The 16,420-nt window shown below is 36.5% G+C and carries 18 protein-coding genes; 12 read left to right on the top strand and 6 right to left on the bottom strand.

Features of this window, described 5'->3' with window-relative positions; translation table 11 throughout:
• Window positions 1-98: 98 nt before the first annotated feature.
• From AC06G9_RS11330 to AC06G9_RS11315, 4 genes are all read left to right on the top strand, one after another.
• Window positions 99-590: a hypothetical protein gene (locus AC06G9_RS11330; RefSeq protein WP_045756523.1), complete on the top strand. Its 492-nt coding sequence runs from the start codon at window positions 99-101 to the stop codon at window positions 588-590.
• A gap of 359 nt (window positions 591-949) precedes the next feature.
• Complete coding sequence (locus AC06G9_RS11325; RefSeq protein WP_293925811.1) at window positions 950-2,341, top strand: RtcB family protein; 1,392 nt, start codon at window positions 950-952, stop codon at window positions 2,339-2,341.
• 5 nt (window positions 2,342-2,346) lie between these two features.
• A complete protein-coding gene (gene prfH, locus AC06G9_RS11320) occupies window positions 2,347-2,964 on the top strand; it encodes a peptide chain release factor H (protein ID WP_346569595.1) in 618 nt (205 codons plus the stop codon).
• 241 nt (window positions 2,965-3,205) lie between these two features.
• A complete protein-coding gene (locus tag AC06G9_RS11315) occupies window positions 3,206-3,883 on the top strand; it encodes a GNAT family N-acetyltransferase (RefSeq protein WP_293925815.1) in 678 nt (225 codons plus the stop codon).
• Window positions 3,884-4,651: 768 nt separating this feature from the next.
• Here the strand turns inward: AC06G9_RS11315 and AC06G9_RS11310 are convergent.
• A complete protein-coding gene (locus tag AC06G9_RS11310; RefSeq protein ID WP_045753872.1) occupies window positions 4,652-5,131 on the bottom strand; it encodes an OsmC family protein in 480 nt (159 codons plus the stop codon).
• A gap of 436 nt (window positions 5,132-5,567) precedes the next feature.
• Here AC06G9_RS11310 and AC06G9_RS11305 point away from each other — a divergent pair, with 436 nt between their 5' ends.
• A complete protein-coding gene (locus AC06G9_RS11305; RefSeq protein WP_480956185.1) occupies window positions 5,568-6,461 on the top strand; it encodes a sugar phosphate isomerase/epimerase family protein in 894 nt (297 codons plus the stop codon).
• 66 nt (window positions 6,462-6,527) lie between these two features.
• On the opposite strand, the gene AC06G9_RS11300 is transcribed toward AC06G9_RS11305, so the two are convergent.
• Entirely contained in the window at window positions 6,528-6,749 is a 222-nt protein-coding gene (locus AC06G9_RS11300) for a DUF1456 family protein (RefSeq protein WP_281047124.1), read from the bottom strand.
• 416 nt (window positions 6,750-7,165) lie between these two features.
• Window positions 7,166-7,693, bottom strand: a complete 528-nt coding sequence (locus tag AC06G9_RS11295) for an STM3941 family protein (protein WP_480956184.1) — start codon at window positions 7,691-7,693, stop codon at window positions 7,166-7,168.
• 258 nt (window positions 7,694-7,951) lie between these two features.
• Here AC06G9_RS11295 and AC06G9_RS11290 point away from each other — a divergent pair, with 258 nt between their 5' ends.
• Window positions 7,952-8,386, top strand: coding sequence for a nuclear transport factor 2 family protein (locus tag AC06G9_RS11290; RefSeq protein ID WP_045753869.1), 435 nt, complete (start codon window positions 7,952-7,954; stop codon window positions 8,384-8,386).
• A gap of 139 nt (window positions 8,387-8,525) precedes the next feature.
• On the opposite strand, the gene AC06G9_RS11285 is transcribed toward AC06G9_RS11290, so the two are convergent.
• Both AC06G9_RS11285 and AC06G9_RS11280 read right to left on the bottom strand, forming a co-directional pair.
• Window positions 8,526-10,169, bottom strand: coding sequence for a serine hydrolase (locus AC06G9_RS11285; protein WP_480956183.1), 1,644 nt, complete (start codon window positions 10,167-10,169; stop codon window positions 8,526-8,528).
• A gap of 50 nt (window positions 10,170-10,219) precedes the next feature.
• Complete coding sequence (locus AC06G9_RS11280) at window positions 10,220-10,558, bottom strand: DUF6249 domain-containing protein (protein ID WP_248753657.1); 339 nt, start codon at window positions 10,556-10,558, stop codon at window positions 10,220-10,222.
• Window positions 10,559-10,682: 124 nt separating this feature from the next.
• Here AC06G9_RS11280 and AC06G9_RS11275 point away from each other — a divergent pair, with 124 nt between their 5' ends.
• The 6 genes from AC06G9_RS11275 (at window position 10,683) to AC06G9_RS11250 (ending at window position 15,227) form a co-directional block, all read left to right on the top strand.
• Entirely contained in the window at window positions 10,683-11,270 is a 588-nt protein-coding gene (locus tag AC06G9_RS11275) for an RNA polymerase sigma factor (protein ID WP_248753658.1), read from the top strand.
• Window positions 11,267-11,626: a hypothetical protein gene (locus AC06G9_RS11270; protein ID WP_480956182.1), complete on the top strand. Its 360-nt coding sequence runs from the start codon at window positions 11,267-11,269 to the stop codon at window positions 11,624-11,626. Before AC06G9_RS11275 ends, AC06G9_RS11270 begins: the two co-directional genes overlap by 4 nt.
• A gap of 186 nt (window positions 11,627-11,812) precedes the next feature.
• Window positions 11,813-12,394: a sigma-70 family RNA polymerase sigma factor gene (locus tag AC06G9_RS11265; RefSeq protein WP_480956181.1), complete on the top strand. Its 582-nt coding sequence runs from the start codon at window positions 11,813-11,815 to the stop codon at window positions 12,392-12,394.
• A gap of 9 nt (window positions 12,395-12,403) precedes the next feature.
• Complete coding sequence (locus AC06G9_RS11260; RefSeq protein WP_480956180.1) at window positions 12,404-12,679, top strand: hypothetical protein; 276 nt, start codon at window positions 12,404-12,406, stop codon at window positions 12,677-12,679.
• Window positions 12,680-12,928: 249 nt separating this feature from the next.
• Window positions 12,929-14,038 carry a peptide-methionine (R)-S-oxide reductase MsrB gene (msrB, locus tag AC06G9_RS11255; RefSeq protein WP_480956179.1) on the top strand — a complete coding sequence of 370 codons (1,110 nt, stop codon included), beginning with the start codon at window positions 12,929-12,931 and terminating at the stop codon, window positions 14,036-14,038.
• Between the two features lie 244 nt (window positions 14,039-14,282).
• Entirely contained in the window at window positions 14,283-15,227 is a 945-nt protein-coding gene (locus tag AC06G9_RS11250) for an aldo/keto reductase (protein ID WP_480956178.1), read from the top strand.
• A 407-nt stretch (window positions 15,228-15,634) separates the two neighbouring features.
• On the opposite strand, the gene AC06G9_RS11245 is transcribed toward AC06G9_RS11250, so the two are convergent.
• A complete protein-coding gene (locus AC06G9_RS11245) occupies window positions 15,635-16,396 on the bottom strand; it encodes a response regulator transcription factor (protein WP_293925829.1) in 762 nt (253 codons plus the stop codon).
• Between the last annotated feature and the right edge of the window lie 24 nt (window positions 16,397-16,420).

Below are 16,420 nucleotides of genomic sequence, written 5' to 3'. Positions count from 1 at the left end.
AATACTTGTTTTATAAGTGCAAACAGAAAAATAGAACATTTATTGCTTGATGTATAGTAATATCATGAAACCGTAGTATTAATATAATTCAAGCAAATATGAGAGTCTATTCTTTTATCATCACCATTTTCCTGTTATTACAAAGCTCGGCACTAATTTCTCAAGATTTAAAAGATGAAAATACGTTGAGGGACATTGTTTTCATGCGTACAGAAGGGCTGGTCATGACGCAGCTCATGGAAAAACATACCACGGATAAACAGATGCTATTACTCTGTAAGCGGATAAAAGACTACTATAAAACGACTCAACCTATTTTACTTGAAATCGTAAAGGGAAAGACACTTCAATTGGATCAGCGTCAATTTGATCAGATATGGAAAGCGGGAGAAAAATCATTTGAAAATTATAATGAAAAAAATAAAAAACAGTGGAAATTATTATTTGAACAACATATCCATGCTTGTGTGCAAGCTTATACCAAACTATTACAGGAGCGGCAAGATGATGATATATCCTATTTTTCGTTTCAGGCGTTACCTGAATTGGTGAACTTAGCCGACGCATGTAAACAGATGCAGGGAGAATAATTAATTTGATGTGGATCAACCTGATGTTATATTATTTTTTATATTTTTTTTACTAATTCAAAATAAATCCTATATTTGTCCCGATAAATAATAAAAAACCCCTTTAACGGAGAAAACAAAAATGAATATATCTGATATCATAGCGTTTAACATTACTGCAATAGATGCGGTAGTGATTCTTCGTGCCCAGATATAAGAGATTCATCCAATCATTATATGAAAAGCCCGAAGATGATTCGGGCTTTTTTGTTTATTCCATTTTTTGCACTCAAAATTTCCCGAATTGAAATCTGTTGGATACCATATCCAACGCAATCATGGTGTTTTCTAAACACATTTTTCAATTTAATAATACAATAATGGGAAGTAAAATCTCAGGGAAAGACCTTATAAAACTAGGTTTTCCACAAAATAACAGCATTAATATCGGTTTATCTCAGATACAACGCTATAGAAAGCGGGAGAAAAAAGAAACGGTTTTACAAGAAGTAAACGAAGTTTTATTAGCTCCTGCAAGATTTAGTGGTCATGGAGTTTGGGGCAAATTGGCAGAAAGTTTAATCAAACCAGTTGACGTTCGTCTGCACGAACTGTTGACCCATCGTGTTCCATTTTCAATCTTTGGAGAAGATCTCATTGATGAGCGGGCAAAATTTCAATTGTATGATGCCCTAAAATTGCCAATAGCTGTGGCTGGAGCCTTGATGCCCGATGCACATTCTGGCTATGGCTTACCTATAGGTGGCGTATTGGCCACTCATCAATCCGTTATACCTTATGGGGTGGGTGTTGATATTGGATGTCGTATGAGCCTGTCCATATTTGATCTACCCGCATCTTTTATAAAAGGTAAAGATGCTATGTTGTTGAATATGTTGTCAGCGCATACCAAATTTGGCATGTATGAAACACATAAAAACAAAATTGACCATGAGGTCTTATACCGATCGGAATTTCAGGATATTCCGCTGCTAAAGGGATTGCAAGATAAAGCTTACAAACAATTGGGAACATCTGGTGGTGGAAATCATTTTGTGGAATTTGGTATCATCGAACTAGCTGCACCGCGGCCCGAGTGGAAACTTGGTCCGGGCTGTTATTTGGCCGTACTATCGCATAGTGGTTCGCGTGGCCTTGGAGCAGCTATTGCAAAGCACTATACCTATTTGGCTAAAAAACAATGCCCGCTGCCACAACATGTTCAGCATCTGGCTTGGCTTGATCTCGATACACATGATGGACAGGAATATTGGCTGGCTATGAATCTGGCAGGAGATTATGCAAAAGCTTGTCACGAAAATATCCATCAGCGCATTGCGAAAGCTTTGGGTAAGCGTATCGCATTGACCATCGAAAATCATCACAATTTTGCTTGGAAGGAGACTGTGAATGGTCAGGAATGTGTCGTGCATCGTAAGGGGGCAACACCAGCTGCTCAAGGTACATTGGGTATTATTCCGGGCTCTATGACTGCTCCGGGTTACCTTGTTGAAGGTTTAGGAAATCCAAATAGCCTCAACTCGGCTTCACATGGCGCCGGACGTCTATATTCAAGAGCTGATGCAAAATCAAGTTTTACAAAAGCAGAAATGAACAAGAATCTGGCAAAGGCTGGAGTTCAACTGCTGGGGGGAAGTATGGATGAATCACCGATGGCTTACAAGGACATCGATCAGGTGATGCATCTTCAAAAAGAATTAATACAGGTATTGGGTATTTTCAAACCCAAATTTGTTCGTATGGAAAGTTAACATATATGGAGGTATATATACAATTAAGTTCGGGAAAAGGTCCCAAGGAATGTGACTTTTTCCTAACGCATGTGCTGGGCATCTTTCAAAGGGAGGCTTTAGCAAAGCAGATACACGTGATGGTGATCAATGAAGATAAAAGTGGAAGCGGTTTAATCCAGTCTGTCGTATGTAAATTGACGGGAGCAGAGATCGATATCTTTCTGCAAGCATGGAAAGGTTCGCTACTATGGATTTGTGAAAGTCCGTTTCGCCGTTTTCATAAAAGGAAAAATTGGTTTATCGCACTTTTTGTCATTACAAAAGAAAAAGAGATCATCCTGTTGGAAAAAGATATTCTGTATCAGGTCATGCGAAGCTCGGGAGCAGGAGGACAACATGTAAACAAAGTTAGCTCTGCTGTTAGAGCGCTTCACATGCCTACAGGAATTACTGCGGTTGCCATGGATACAAGATCGCAATTGCAAAATAAAAAATTAGCGAAGGAACGGTTGGCACATAAGTTAATGCAATTGCAAAATGAATCTGCGCAACAGGATGTCGATAAGCAGTGGCAAAATCATGCTGAAATTGAGCGGGGTAATCCGACTCGTGTTTTTAAGGGTATCGATTTTAAATCTTAATTTAGAAAATCCTGCTTATGATCGTGCTCAGAAGATTCAACAGGCATTGTGCTAAACCCCTTGTATCGTCACATACAGGGGGTTTTATTTTAATAAGCTCAAGCTGAAAAATCTGGTCACTCAATGACCTTTTACTGACTTTACAGTTTGATTAATGTATAAAGTTTTACTATCTTGTTTAGGTATCAAAGCAGTGGAGTAATGGCTATTGCTTTATTTTTTTTAACTTAATGATAGGGTATTGGATACAAGTAAATTAGATAATCCTGTATGGTATTCACTTTCAGAAACTCATCGCGATAGCGCACTTGAATTTGATGGAGTAAAATTCTACAAGCCTCAGTATTGTCCTTTTGGTGGTTTTATAAAAATGGATCAGACTGCAAAGTCTATAGCTGAATATGCTCGAGATACGTCCAATTTCTATGTTGTGGGTGATCAACCCAAATTCAATAGTCCGATCATACTGCATCAAGAATTAGTTTGTCATCAAATGGTGCTTGATAAGGAGATATCGATAGCAATGGATGAACATATAGTCGATCTTCGTGTCGATCACCATGATGATCTCCTCAACTTAGTCAATTTAGTTCAACCTGGATATTTCAAAAATAAGACTTCTGAATTGGGGAATTATTATGGTATATATAAAGACAGTCAACTTGTTGCTGTCACAGGTGAACGGATGAAGATGAACGCTTATACAGAAGTAAGTGCTGTGGTCACACATCCTCGTTATACGGGTCTTGGATTTGCTAAAAAATTAGTTGCACATACTTGCCACCAGATATTTTTACAAAATAAAGTACCTTATCTACATGTGGCAGAAAATAATAGCGGTGCTATCAATCTCTACGAAAAGCTGGGGTTTAAGACGAGAAGAAAAATAAGTTTTTGGAACTTAATTAAACCAGCGTAAGGGAAGGGATTTTGCTCATTAGTTAATGAAGCAACTATTTTAGAATCTTGACCAGAACACAGTGTGCTGAGGCTCCTTATTGATTCAAAAGCCTTATTTGAGCCTTTGATGCGTATTTCTGTATAGTTCGACGTCTTTCTTGGACTGCTTCTTAGCTTTTTGTGACTACTTATTGACGACCTTTAATCCCTATTTAGGAACAAAGAATCGAAAGTTAGAAAGTAGGGGCAACAGCTCAATAACTTGCAGTCCCTTATTTGAAAATGGCTATCCAAGTTTCTCAACAAGTGATACTTGTTTTGGAAATGACTGTCCAAGTTTCTTAACAAGCGATACTTATTTTAGAAATTGCTGTCGAAGTTTCTCAACAAGTGACATCTATTTTGGAAATTGCTGTCGAAGTTTCTCAACAAGTGACACCTATTTTATAAATTGCTGTCGAAGTTTCTCAACAAGTGACACCTATTTTATAAATTGCTGTCGAAGTTTCTCAACAAGTGACACCTATTTTGGAATTAGGGACCGCAATTTCTCAACTATGAACCGGAGAAAGCTAAAAAGTAGTCAAACTTTTGCTGTACATTGAGCTAACACAGCTATCAACTGGTATAATAAATTAGCATGCTAACTATTGTAGTTAGTGGTATATTTCATTTATTCTCATCTAAACCCAATCATGGTATCAGCTATCAAATCAGCTGATGCGCTCGATCTTTTTAGATGAATGATGAAAAGATTAACATCGGATTCCAGATGGATTTATGGAGGTTATTTTTTCATTTCTACAATTGGGTGGTGTATTACTGGAAAATTACAAGAATTGGCTATAAAGCACAGTTGATTGGCTTTCTGATGTAAATCCATTGCTAATGCTATTTGCTGAGGATCTGTAATGGTAATACATGGATTTAGTCGAACTTCAACAAAACGTCCACTTCCATCTGGATTGACCTCCAAGACTGCTTCAGCATGATCCGAGTAGGTGAGGATTTCTATTTTGTTCTGGGCACAAACATATAGATAAGACATCATATGACATGAAACTAAACTGCTCAACAAGAGATCCTCAGGATTATGCAATTCAGGATCACCTTTGAAAGCTTTAGCTGCCGAAATCTCCATATCTTTTTTACCTTCGATCGAAATGCGGTGACTTTTACTATAAAATCCAGCTGTGGTTGGTTGTTTTTTCAAAACCCAATTTAATGTTGCCTTAAATAAATGTTTAAATGTTATTTTTCTTGTCATTTCGCTACTGCTTCTATTAAATAGTACTGCATTATTTTGTCGACTTGATTGTGTCCATATGGTATATTATATGCTGTCGATGTTATTACCACTACAATTGGTACATCCTTAAAAATAAAAATTCTATTTCCATTTGAATAATATACTACCTAATCTACTCCACTCACGTTGTAAGTTTTATAGGATCTATGCTACATTGATCCTACTAGCATCAATATCTAGTTCTTTTGCTGCTGCGGATACTGATACTTTTGTATATCATAGATCTAGCTCCATCTTCTTAAAAGAATCATCCAATACTCTTTTCATAATTAAACAAATTTAAATCTATTTTTTCAAATCTGTCTCCACTTTTAATATTGGAGGTCTAATTAAGAAATAGTATGTTTGGATAATCGAAATCTGAAAACAAGTTAATCTCACTGCATAAATGAAAATGAACCGAAGAAAATTTTTGGAATCTGCCGGAATGCTAGGAACTATAGCTGCATTACCCCTTTCTGGTTTTTCAATGTTTGATCAACCTAAGTATAAAATGGGATTACAGCTCTTTACCATTCATAAGGATATGACCCAAGCACCTCTTCTCACTTTGAAAGCTGTAAAGGAGATGGGGTATGCGGATTGTGAGACGTTTGGATTTGACAGTGAGAAATGCAGCTTTTATGGACTTAAGTCTTCAGAGTTCAAGAAGATATTAGAAGACCTTGATATTACAGCTTCTAGTGGACATTACGGTTTTTCTTCATATCTAACAAAGCCACAAGATGAATTGATGCGATTTGTGGATCGGTGTATAAAGGGAGCCCTTGACTTGGATATGAAATATATCACTTGGCCATGGATCGCACCAGAACAAAGGACGATTGATAATTTTAAGTTGATGGCACACGAACTCAATGTAATAGGAGAGCAGGTAAAACATGCAGGCCTTGGATTTGCTTATCACCATCATGACTTCGAATTTATTGACCATGATGGTGAAAATGGTTTTGATATCATTTTAAATGAAACAGACAGCTCTTTGGTCAAGCTGCAAATGGATATGTATTGGGTGATGCATTCTTCTACACTTACGCACAAAGAATTGGTCGACAATCAGCCAGGGAGATATGTGATGTGGCACATCAAGGACATGGATAAAGTGACCAGAGATTATACCGAGTTGGGCAATGGTTCGATTGACTATGTAGAAATACTTCCAGATCCGATCAAGTCAGGACTGGAATTCTACTATTTGGAGCAGGGAGGTAATTTTGCACACAGCCCCATGAAAAGTGCAGCTGATGATGCTGCCTACTTCAAAAAACACTTACAACGATATCTGTAATATTGAGATAAAAAATCTTAAAAGAAGCCTATGGGTATGATTTTACAAGTTCACTTGTCCTATAATTTAATCTTCTAGATTAGTACGAGGTTTAGGGCCGCGCTTGTAGATAATCAATCCATTCAGGAAATTTCTTAACAACTGGTCACCACAAGGTTTAAAATTTGCGTGGTCTTCCTTACGGAATATTGCACCCAATTCTGTCTTTGTAATTCTGAAGTCCACCAGGGCCAATACTCCAACAATATCGTCGTCAGTAAATTTTAAAGCTACGCGTAGCTTTTTCATAATATCATTGTTGCTCATGGCGTAAATTTATGAAAACTATGCTAGAAAACCATAGCAAGTCGGTTGATATGAGTGAATTTGGTGGAATTTCTGAGAAACTGTTCTGTTAATACTGGATCTGGCACATTCCACCGGCCTATTTATTCGTCGTAAAAACGGGTACTATAATCTTACTGTCGTCGAACAAGTAAACAATCCGGAAATCTATACCCTAATCCATCGGTGTATTAATTTAAATAAGTTATGAAGTGATTTTTTGGGTAGAGTTGCTGAAAGAACACTAATTTAAATAAGGAATACGAGTATTTTCTACTCTTGCAATAACTGTTATAAGCATAAAAAAGAAGCAAAATCCTAGTTTTTTCTGCTCCTTTTTTAATTATAATGGTGCTCTGCATTCAACCTACAGTGCTTACTTACTCAGCAGATTGCTTCCAATACGATAAAAATAGATCCAGTAATTCGTCGATGTTCATATCAATTTCGGAAGCGGAATACATAATTTGCAATTCCTGAGATTGCTCTTCAAATGCCATATTCCAATACATTTTGGAGAGCCTCGTCTTATAGGATTCGGCATTTTTTAAATACACGACGACTAGCGTATCGCCGCCGACCTTATGTTTCTCTATTGCTGTAACATCTTTCCAGGCAATTGGCCCGATAGCTTTGGATAAAGGAGCTGATTTTCCACTTATCGTGTTTTCGTTGAATTCAAACATGGCAGATTTATCGTTCATGTTGATTAGGCTTTTAATGACTAGAATCAACATAATCAATAAAACTGTGCCACTACCAACTGCCACTTTTGCCTTAAAAATATGATCAAAAAGACCTAGTCCATAGATGAATACAGCGGCTAGCAGAATACAGATGGCAGCTGAACTTATTAGTAAATTTCTAGTTTTAATGGTATTTCTGTAGATTTTTATTTCTTTACTCATATATCAAATTGGAATTAATGAATAGCGAAAGTAATCAAATTTAAGGGGGGCAATGCTGATTAACTTATATTATTTCATTTTACCTTTATTTTTCCGCGTCTTACCGAGTTTAATATAATGTTAATCTAAATGTAATAATTAGATTAGGTTGTTTGTCTTAATTTTGAATCATCAAGTTAAAGGAAATAACAACAACATCTATTTTTGATGGACTTATTGATAAAAGACTCATAACTAAAACAATAAAATAAAGACATTATGAAAACTTTAGTAAAAACATTTGCAGCAGCGGCATTGATCGCTATCAGTACTTTCGCTATGGCAGCTGGCAAACCCGACAAAAAAACAATCAATCTTTCTAGCGCGACTGATGCACTAGATCATTATGTTGATATCCTTACCGAAGGACAGTCTATCGGTTTAGAACAATTACTTGCGTCGGATTTCACTCAAAAGTCACAAGGTGCGAGCATAAAAACGAATAATCGCTCGGAAGTAATTGATTTTTTGAAAAAGCAAAAAGGGGAGAAATTAAACTGTAAAACGAGTACCGAGATTATTGAAGCATCTACAAATTATGCAATTGCTAAAGTTACGATGCAATTTGAAGGCTTTACTAAAAGTGATTTAGTAACCTTAATAAACGAATCTGGCGTTTGGAAAGTAACAGCATCAGTGACTTCTTATCAATAGAGAATTTCGTAAAAATCAAATCTTTAATATTAGGCTACATGATGGGATGTGGCCTTTTTGGGTTAATAAAACTTCGAGCACAGCTAATTTTATATCGAAAGCGAGCTTCCATTTTTATGATTGGAAGCTCGCTGTGGGCTTATAACTTCGTAGCTGTCATCTCGCCATTCTGGATCTTGGTCAAACCTATAACACTGCCCTTTGAATTGACCTGAAAAATAAGTGAAGCATCTAAATCTCGAGCGAAAAATTTGTGCTCTGCATATGGAACCAATTCTTTTTTATCATGTCCAACTTGTCCATACAGTTTATTGTTCTCTAGTATGACTTCAAATACCGGTCCTGGTTGAAATTGATAACCACCTACATATCGCTGCAACATCTGTAGGGACATCTCCATTTTTGACTGTAAACTGATCTTGACGTTTTTTCGATAACCATTGGATGCTATTCCTGTACCCTTTATTATAAAATCTGCGACCTTACCCTGTTTAGTTCTTTTAAAACTTAAGGTATTCAAACTATTTCCTAGTATAAATTGATCTTTTGCCGTTGGAACTAATCGCGTTTTTGTTCCTCCAGCGTTGAAATATACAAGATATCCGTCCTCTAATCGAATACGGTATTCCTCACCATTGTCTAATGTGTACACACCTTGATAAATTGTCAATTGAGCAGCTGTCATCATGAGCTCTTTTGTCATATAGGGTTTTTCTAATACGACAGCGAGCATTTTGGATGCGAGTATGTCAAGATCAGTAGGACTATCACTATTTCTAAAAATGGATAGAGTGATCTGCTCGTCTGGTAAATAAGCTACATAGGTATAAAAACCGTTGATGACACCAACATGTTTGACACTCGGGGTTCCCTTTATATTACCGATTTCCCAACCATACCCGTACCCTGTTGATCTTCCATTGATGAGTGTATGGGAGGTAAAGGCATGTTTTAATGTTTCAGGTTTTAGAACCTGTCCATGATACAGGGCATGATACCAGATTTGGATATCTCCTGGAGTAGAGGCCAGTGATCCTGCTGCATACGGCAATGTCATACTCAAGTAATGGGCATTTTGATACCTACCATTTCTTTGAGAATATCCTGATACTCTTCCTTTAATAAGGTTAACGGGATGATCAAAATAGGAGTGTTTCATTCCCAGTGGCTTAAAGAAAGTTTCTTCGATATATGTGGCATAAGTCTGACCTGTAATTTTTTCAATGATGTAGCCTAAAAGGATATAACCTGAGTTGGAATATTTATAATTCGTCCCTGGTTCATATTCAAGCGGTTCATTTTTAAAAAGATTGATCAATGCTGCGGGGCTGAGGTCTTTTCTCTTTAATTCTTCTGTGAAGCTGGCCAGGCCAGTATAATTTTTCACTCCAGCAGTATGCGTGAGTAAGGCCTCAATAGCGATCATTTGATCTTTTATTGGAAAATCGGGAATGTATTGACGAATATCATCTTGAAGAGACAGTTTACCTTCTTCTGCTAGTTTTAAAATAGCACATGCTGTAAATTGTTTGCTGACGGATCCCAATCGAAATACATGATCGACCTGTAGATCAACATCGAGCTCCAAATTGGCCTTGCCTAATGCTTTTTGATAAAGAACCTGATCTCCTTTTGTGAGATACAGGACAGTGCCAGGAGCATTGTTGGGAAGTTCATCGTTGACTAAGGAGTCCAATTGGTTGGTATGATCCTGCGCCGGACTTAATTGTGGAAAAAGAACTGAAAATCCAAGGCATAGCAATGCCATAAATGATGTTTTCATTTTATAAAATTTAGGTAAGTATGAAATTAAAATTGATTTTAGTGGTTATCCTAATCCTTTTTTTGCTTTTTTCGGATTATAAAGTATGATATGATCAGTGCTATCCCCAAACCAAGAAAAATACTGATGATCATGAGATGGACCTGATGTGTAGGGAATAGATCACTGAATAGCGTACCGCAAACAATACCCAGAGATATTCCAATACTGATGATGCCGAGCACTAATAAGAGCGGTGAAAAATCAGATTGACCGTTGAAGTAATCTGGTGGTAATGCTCTTTCGAGAATTTCCATCCGCTCCTTGTGCCTAGTGGTGAAATAATAATAACTGATTCCAAATATAACGAGTGATATGGATATAAATAGTGCTGCTGATGTAGTTTCCATTTTAAATTATTTAATGTTAATTTCTTAATAAGACTGAAAATCTTTATCATTGGTCACCAATGTGACCAATTTATTTTAAACGGAGTCTAAGCATGAGTATAAGGAAATTAATCTATTGACAAGTATGCTATTTGGAAAGCCCCGTAAGAAAGAAGATTATTATTTGCAGCAGGCAATTCTGGGCGAACGCGAAGGGTTTGAATATCTGGTGGCTACTTATAGAAACTTGGCCTATACACTCGCGCTTAAAATTTGTGGTAATAGTGAAAATGCAGAAGAGGTGGTACAGGATGCATTTATGAAAGCCTTTAGCGCGCTATCTCATTTTCGTCATGCTTCAAAATTTTCAACATGGCTTTATAAAATTGTGTACTATACAGCACTAACAAAAAAGAACAATGAACGTCATGATACCACAGAACTTTATGAGGAATCTGGGGCATCTGCATATATATTAGACGAAAAAAATGAATTTAATAACCTAGTTGTAGCTGATCGCAAGAAATACCTCACTTTAGCGCTCGAGAAGCTAGCAGAAGAAGAGAGAATGGTAATTACGCTGCATTATCTGGGCGAAAAAAGTATTTCGGAGATAGCGGAAATACTTGATATTGGGAAATCTGCCATTAAAATGAAATTGATGCGGGGAAGGAAAAAACTAGAGAAAACTTTAAAAGATTTATTGAATGATGAACTGAGGGATTTATTATGAAAAATAGAATATCAAGAGAAAATGATCCATTAGCAAGTATACTAAACAAGGAACTAATGGATGTGCCTTCGAAAGAATTTTCGGATAAACTGCTCCATGCTTCCATGACGAGTTATAAGGTTAGTTACGCTATAAAATATCGTAAACAAGAACGTCTGGGAAAGGGTATTATGCTCATACTTGTTTTTTTTAATTTAATGATGTTATATCTGTTGAACCCGCTTGATCTGTCTCCTGTTGCTTCATTCAGTTTTCTGGCTACTGGTGTTGCCATTGGATCTCTATTTTTATGGATGCATATGAAATCAAACCGAAAGTCCTTACAGCCATTCCACGGACTTTTAGGAGGTAAATAATCCTTTATTGTACAAGTATGAGCACATGTAACGCTGAATCAATAGGAATGGATAAGTCCATCGAGCTGATCTAATCTGCATGGTCTTTGTCTGGACTTTTTATGGATCCCATTGGTTTCATATATGGGTGCATATTAAACTTGTATAAGTCAGAGATTTATTCTTTAACTTTACCAAACAAGTATTTTGATAGCAATATATGATGGGTACAGTATGGTAGATCATGTACATATTTTTGATCAGTGGGTCGAAGAGTACAGCGGGGCACTCTTGAAACGTGCGCTATATTTGCTGTCGGATAGACAGGATGCTGAAGATTTGGTGCAGGATGTTTTTATTGCTGCTTTTGATTCTTATCCTAACTTTAAAGGAAATAGCGCTCCATTAACGTGGTTGATGCATATATTGAAAAACAAAGCTGCTGATTTTTATAGAAAGAAATATCGAAATAGTAACCCGATTAGTTTGGATTATTTTTTTGATGAGACCGGTTCATGGAGAGATACGGCTATGATCCGAGATTGGTCTTCTGAAGATCTCAACTTGATGGATGATGCAGAATTTATGGCAATAATGGAACATTGTCTCGAAGATCTACCACCTAAATGGAAGATTCCTGTGAAGCTGTACTATTTGGAAGAAAAAAAAGCAACTGTGGTTTGTCAGGAAATGGGAATTTCTTCGACTAACCTTTGGAAAATTCTTCAGAGAAGCCGTTTGCAACTGCGTGTTTGTTTGGATAATAATTGGTTTAATACCCAAAATTGATCGATTGCTATGTTAAAAAGAATGATACATTTTTTACTACTTCCTTGTAGTCAGACTACATTGTTAATCGAAATGCAACAAAGTGGACAGCTTTCTTCTATTCAAAAATTAAGACTCAAATTACATCTTGCTATTTGCAAGTTGTGCAAAGCTTATCAAAAAAAATCTATCCGAATGGATAAAGTATTACGGCACCATGTACCTCAGGAGCATGCGATAGTATTTAATCCAATTGATCTTGAGCGACTTAAAAATAAAATTAGAGAAAAGATAAAAAATAACTAATGCTGCTGTCAGGATTTTGAAGTTAGTGCGACTATGGATATATCATATAATCAATACGTAGTACTTCAAAATCAATTCATATGTATGTAGCAAACAAAAATAGTAATTCGTATGTAGTGTCTTCAGTGGGATATTACATTTCTCTTTTTGGTTCGGTTCTTATACTCCTGTGGGTCGGAATTTTTAAATTTACCCCAACGGAAGCGCAGGCGATTAAAGATATCTCGTAAACTTTAAAATAATAATACAATGAAAAATAGCTTAATCATCGTGGCATGTTGTATTTTGGTCGTTGCATTGACTGCAATGGGCTTTTCTATAAACAAAAAGGCAACAGCGCCTACAGGACAAACAAGTATGGAAATGAAGACAGATAACAAAACAAAAGAAATTTATTTTGCAGGAGGCTGCTTTTGGGGAACGGAACATTTTTTCAAACAAGTGAGGGGAGTGACGGGGACAGAAGTGGGTTATGCTAATGGCACGATTAAAAAACCTACTTATCAGGAAGTTTCCAAAGGAGTGACCGGTGCTGCTGAGACCGTAAAAGTTATTTATGATCCAGAAGTCATAGATCTCAACTTATTGATCGATCTTTATTTTAAAACAATTGACCCTACTTTATTGAATCAACAGGGAAATGATGTTGGTACGCAATATCGGACGGGTATTTTCTTCTCGGATAAAACGGATGAGGCTTTGGTCAAACAAAAGATTCAAGAATTGGGAACATTGTATCCGAAGAAGATTGTGGTAGAGTTTGGACCGATCAAAAGTTTCTATGATGCTGAAACCTATCATCAGGACTACTTGGACAAAAATCCAGGGGGGTATTGTCACATTGGACCCGATCTATTTGATCTAGCAAAAAAGGCAAACCCTCCTAAAGACGCTGATTATAAGAAAAAAGATCAAAAGACGCTTAAAAAAGAGCTTTCGGATCTGCAATATGAGGTAACACAAAATAATGCGACAGAAAGAGCATTTGAAAATGAATATTGGGATGAATTTAGAGAAGGAATTTATGTGGATGTTACGACAGGGGAACCGCTATTCGTTTCAACAGATAAGTTTGAATCGGGATGTGGATGGCCGAGTTTCTCAAAACCAATCAATGAAAAAATGGTTAAAGAACTTGCTGATAATTCCTATGGTATGAAACGTACAGAGGTACGTAGTAAAACTGGAGATGCACATCTTGGGCATATTTTTAACGATGGCCCTGCTGATAAAGGTGGTTTGAGATACTGTATAAATAGTGCCTCACTAAAATTTATTCCTAGAGAAGAAATGAAAGCAAAAGGATATGGAAAGTATATCGCGCTGTTGGATAAAAAGAATGAAAAAGCTGCGAAATAATTGATTTCATTATTTTTTTGAATAAGAATCTGAGCTAATTATCGGTTTAACAGTAAGCCATATCGTAAGATATGGCTTTTTTTTGCGCTATATCGTTCAACGATGATTACCATGTTTGCCTATTAAAATAAATAATATGCCTCAAAAATGAAGCATACTGGCATACAGTCAACATCTTTACAAAAATATGAATCAATTGCATGGTCAATGAAGTACTTTTACTTAAATATTTATTCGACAAAACATGAAAAAAATAACAATTAAAAATACAGATCTGGACATTGCACCGATCAATTTTGGAGGTAATGTTTTTGGATGGACTTTGGATGAAAAGGAATCGTTTGACATTTTAGATGCTTTTGTTGCGGAAGGTTTCAATTTTGTAGATACCGCAGATACGTATTCTTGGTGGGTAAATGGAGTAGGAGGCCAATCTGAAACGATCATCGGGAAATGGATGAAAAACCGGAATAACAGGGAGAAAATGGTCATTGCGACAAAAGTTGGGTCGGAGACGAAAGAGCATGGTTTTGACATCAGCAAAAGACATATTCTGAAATCTGTCGATGAGTCTTTACAGCGTTTAGGTACTGATTATATCGATTTATATTATACACATTTTGACGATAAAATAACCCCTATCGAGGAGACATTATCAGCTTACGATGAAATTATAAAAGCGGGTAAGGTACGTTATATCGCTGCCTCAAACCTTTCACCAGAACGATTAAGAGCATCCTTTGAAGTTGCTGAGAAAAACAATCTTCCGAAATACGTTGCGCTACAGCCGCACTATAATTTGATGGAACGGAGCTCCTTTGAAAATGATTATGCGCCATTAGTCGAGCAATATCAGTTGAGTACTTTTCCTTATTGGTCTTTGGCAGCTGGTTTTTTAACTGGAAAATATAGAACTGAATCCGACCTGAGCAAGAGTGCTCGTGGGGAAGGTGTGCGTAAATATTTAAATGCAACTGGTCTGAATGTGCTAACGGCTCTTGATACAATAGCATTGAAATATGATACCCAACCCGCTACAGTAGCCTTAGCATGGTTGCTAGCCAATCCATTAATTACAGCTCCTATTGTTAGTGCAACGAGTAAAAATCAATTAAAAACACTGTTTGATGCACCTAAGATTTGTTTAGACCATGAAGATCTCAATCTATTGAATGAAGTTGGCCAATAAGGCATGTTTTGATCGAAATGGTAGTAATCACCGGTAAATAGGGGCAAATCATGGTTATGAACAGGGGATCACATTTCGTTTGTTTATTTTTAATTAAATTGGAGCAAATGTGATTGATAATACCTGGAATAATATGAAAATAATATTAATCGTGCTGCTTGGTCTAATTGCTTTAATAATGATTTATCTAGGATTTAGATCAGATTTATTGCCGCCTATATTAACAGGAGTAGGCTTTTTCATCATAGCAACCTTATTTATCATTGGCGTGAAGAAATAGCTTCACGCCAATTTTGTCATGTATCCCACACAAATATATGGCTCAGTAGTAGGTATCTGTACGATCATCACTCCTGATTTTGCTAGATTTTTTTACTCAGCCTAAAACTCATTATATTGATGATGAATTATAGCAGATTTAAAGAGGATGCGATACGGCATGCTGCTATAGAGTTTGTGACACGGAGTTTTTCAAGTATATTTTGACGGTGTCGATTGACTGTATTAATACTGATGGAGAGAACATGGGCTATTTCCTTACTTCTTTTACCAAGTTTGATCAAGCGAAGAATTTCGATTTCGCGCTTAGATAGCAAATTATTACTTTCCTGATTTTCAGATTGAATGATCTGTCCAGTGACACTATTCACAATACAACCCTCGTAGGCTTCTGTATTTTCAGAGAAATGAGCAAAATTGTATAAACAGAGTGCTAACCAAATACTGCCATTGGGTGAATTACGTACATAATACATACGATGGGATATCCAGCTATATTGATTTTCATGATTGTACATTCTGATTTTACTGATCACATGATAATTATGCCGCTCCGTTAGTGGGACATGTTTTAGAAAATGAAAATATTGCAATTCCAGCATATGCTTTTTGATTAGATCGTCCGGATGAATAAGATTAAAAATAGCATCTTCCCAGATGGAATCAATCTCTACATTATGATCAGATATTCCCAATGTTTTGGCAAGACCACCTGCATAGATATAGCTTTTATTATTCTTAAGATCGCTTAAAACTGCTATAGCATTTTCGATGTGGGCATAAAATTGTGCGATATATCGGTATTGCTCCAGCTGTTTGGAGGGATCCACTTCTTGATCAAATACCTGCTTTAAAAGCTTTTCATTAAGAATTCCAGCAATATTATTCATTTCGTAAAAATGGTTATTTATCAG

The sequence above is a fragment of the Sphingobacterium sp. MAE genome, from assembly GCF_056711605.1.
This window is presented reverse-complemented; position numbering and strand designations above follow the sequence as displayed.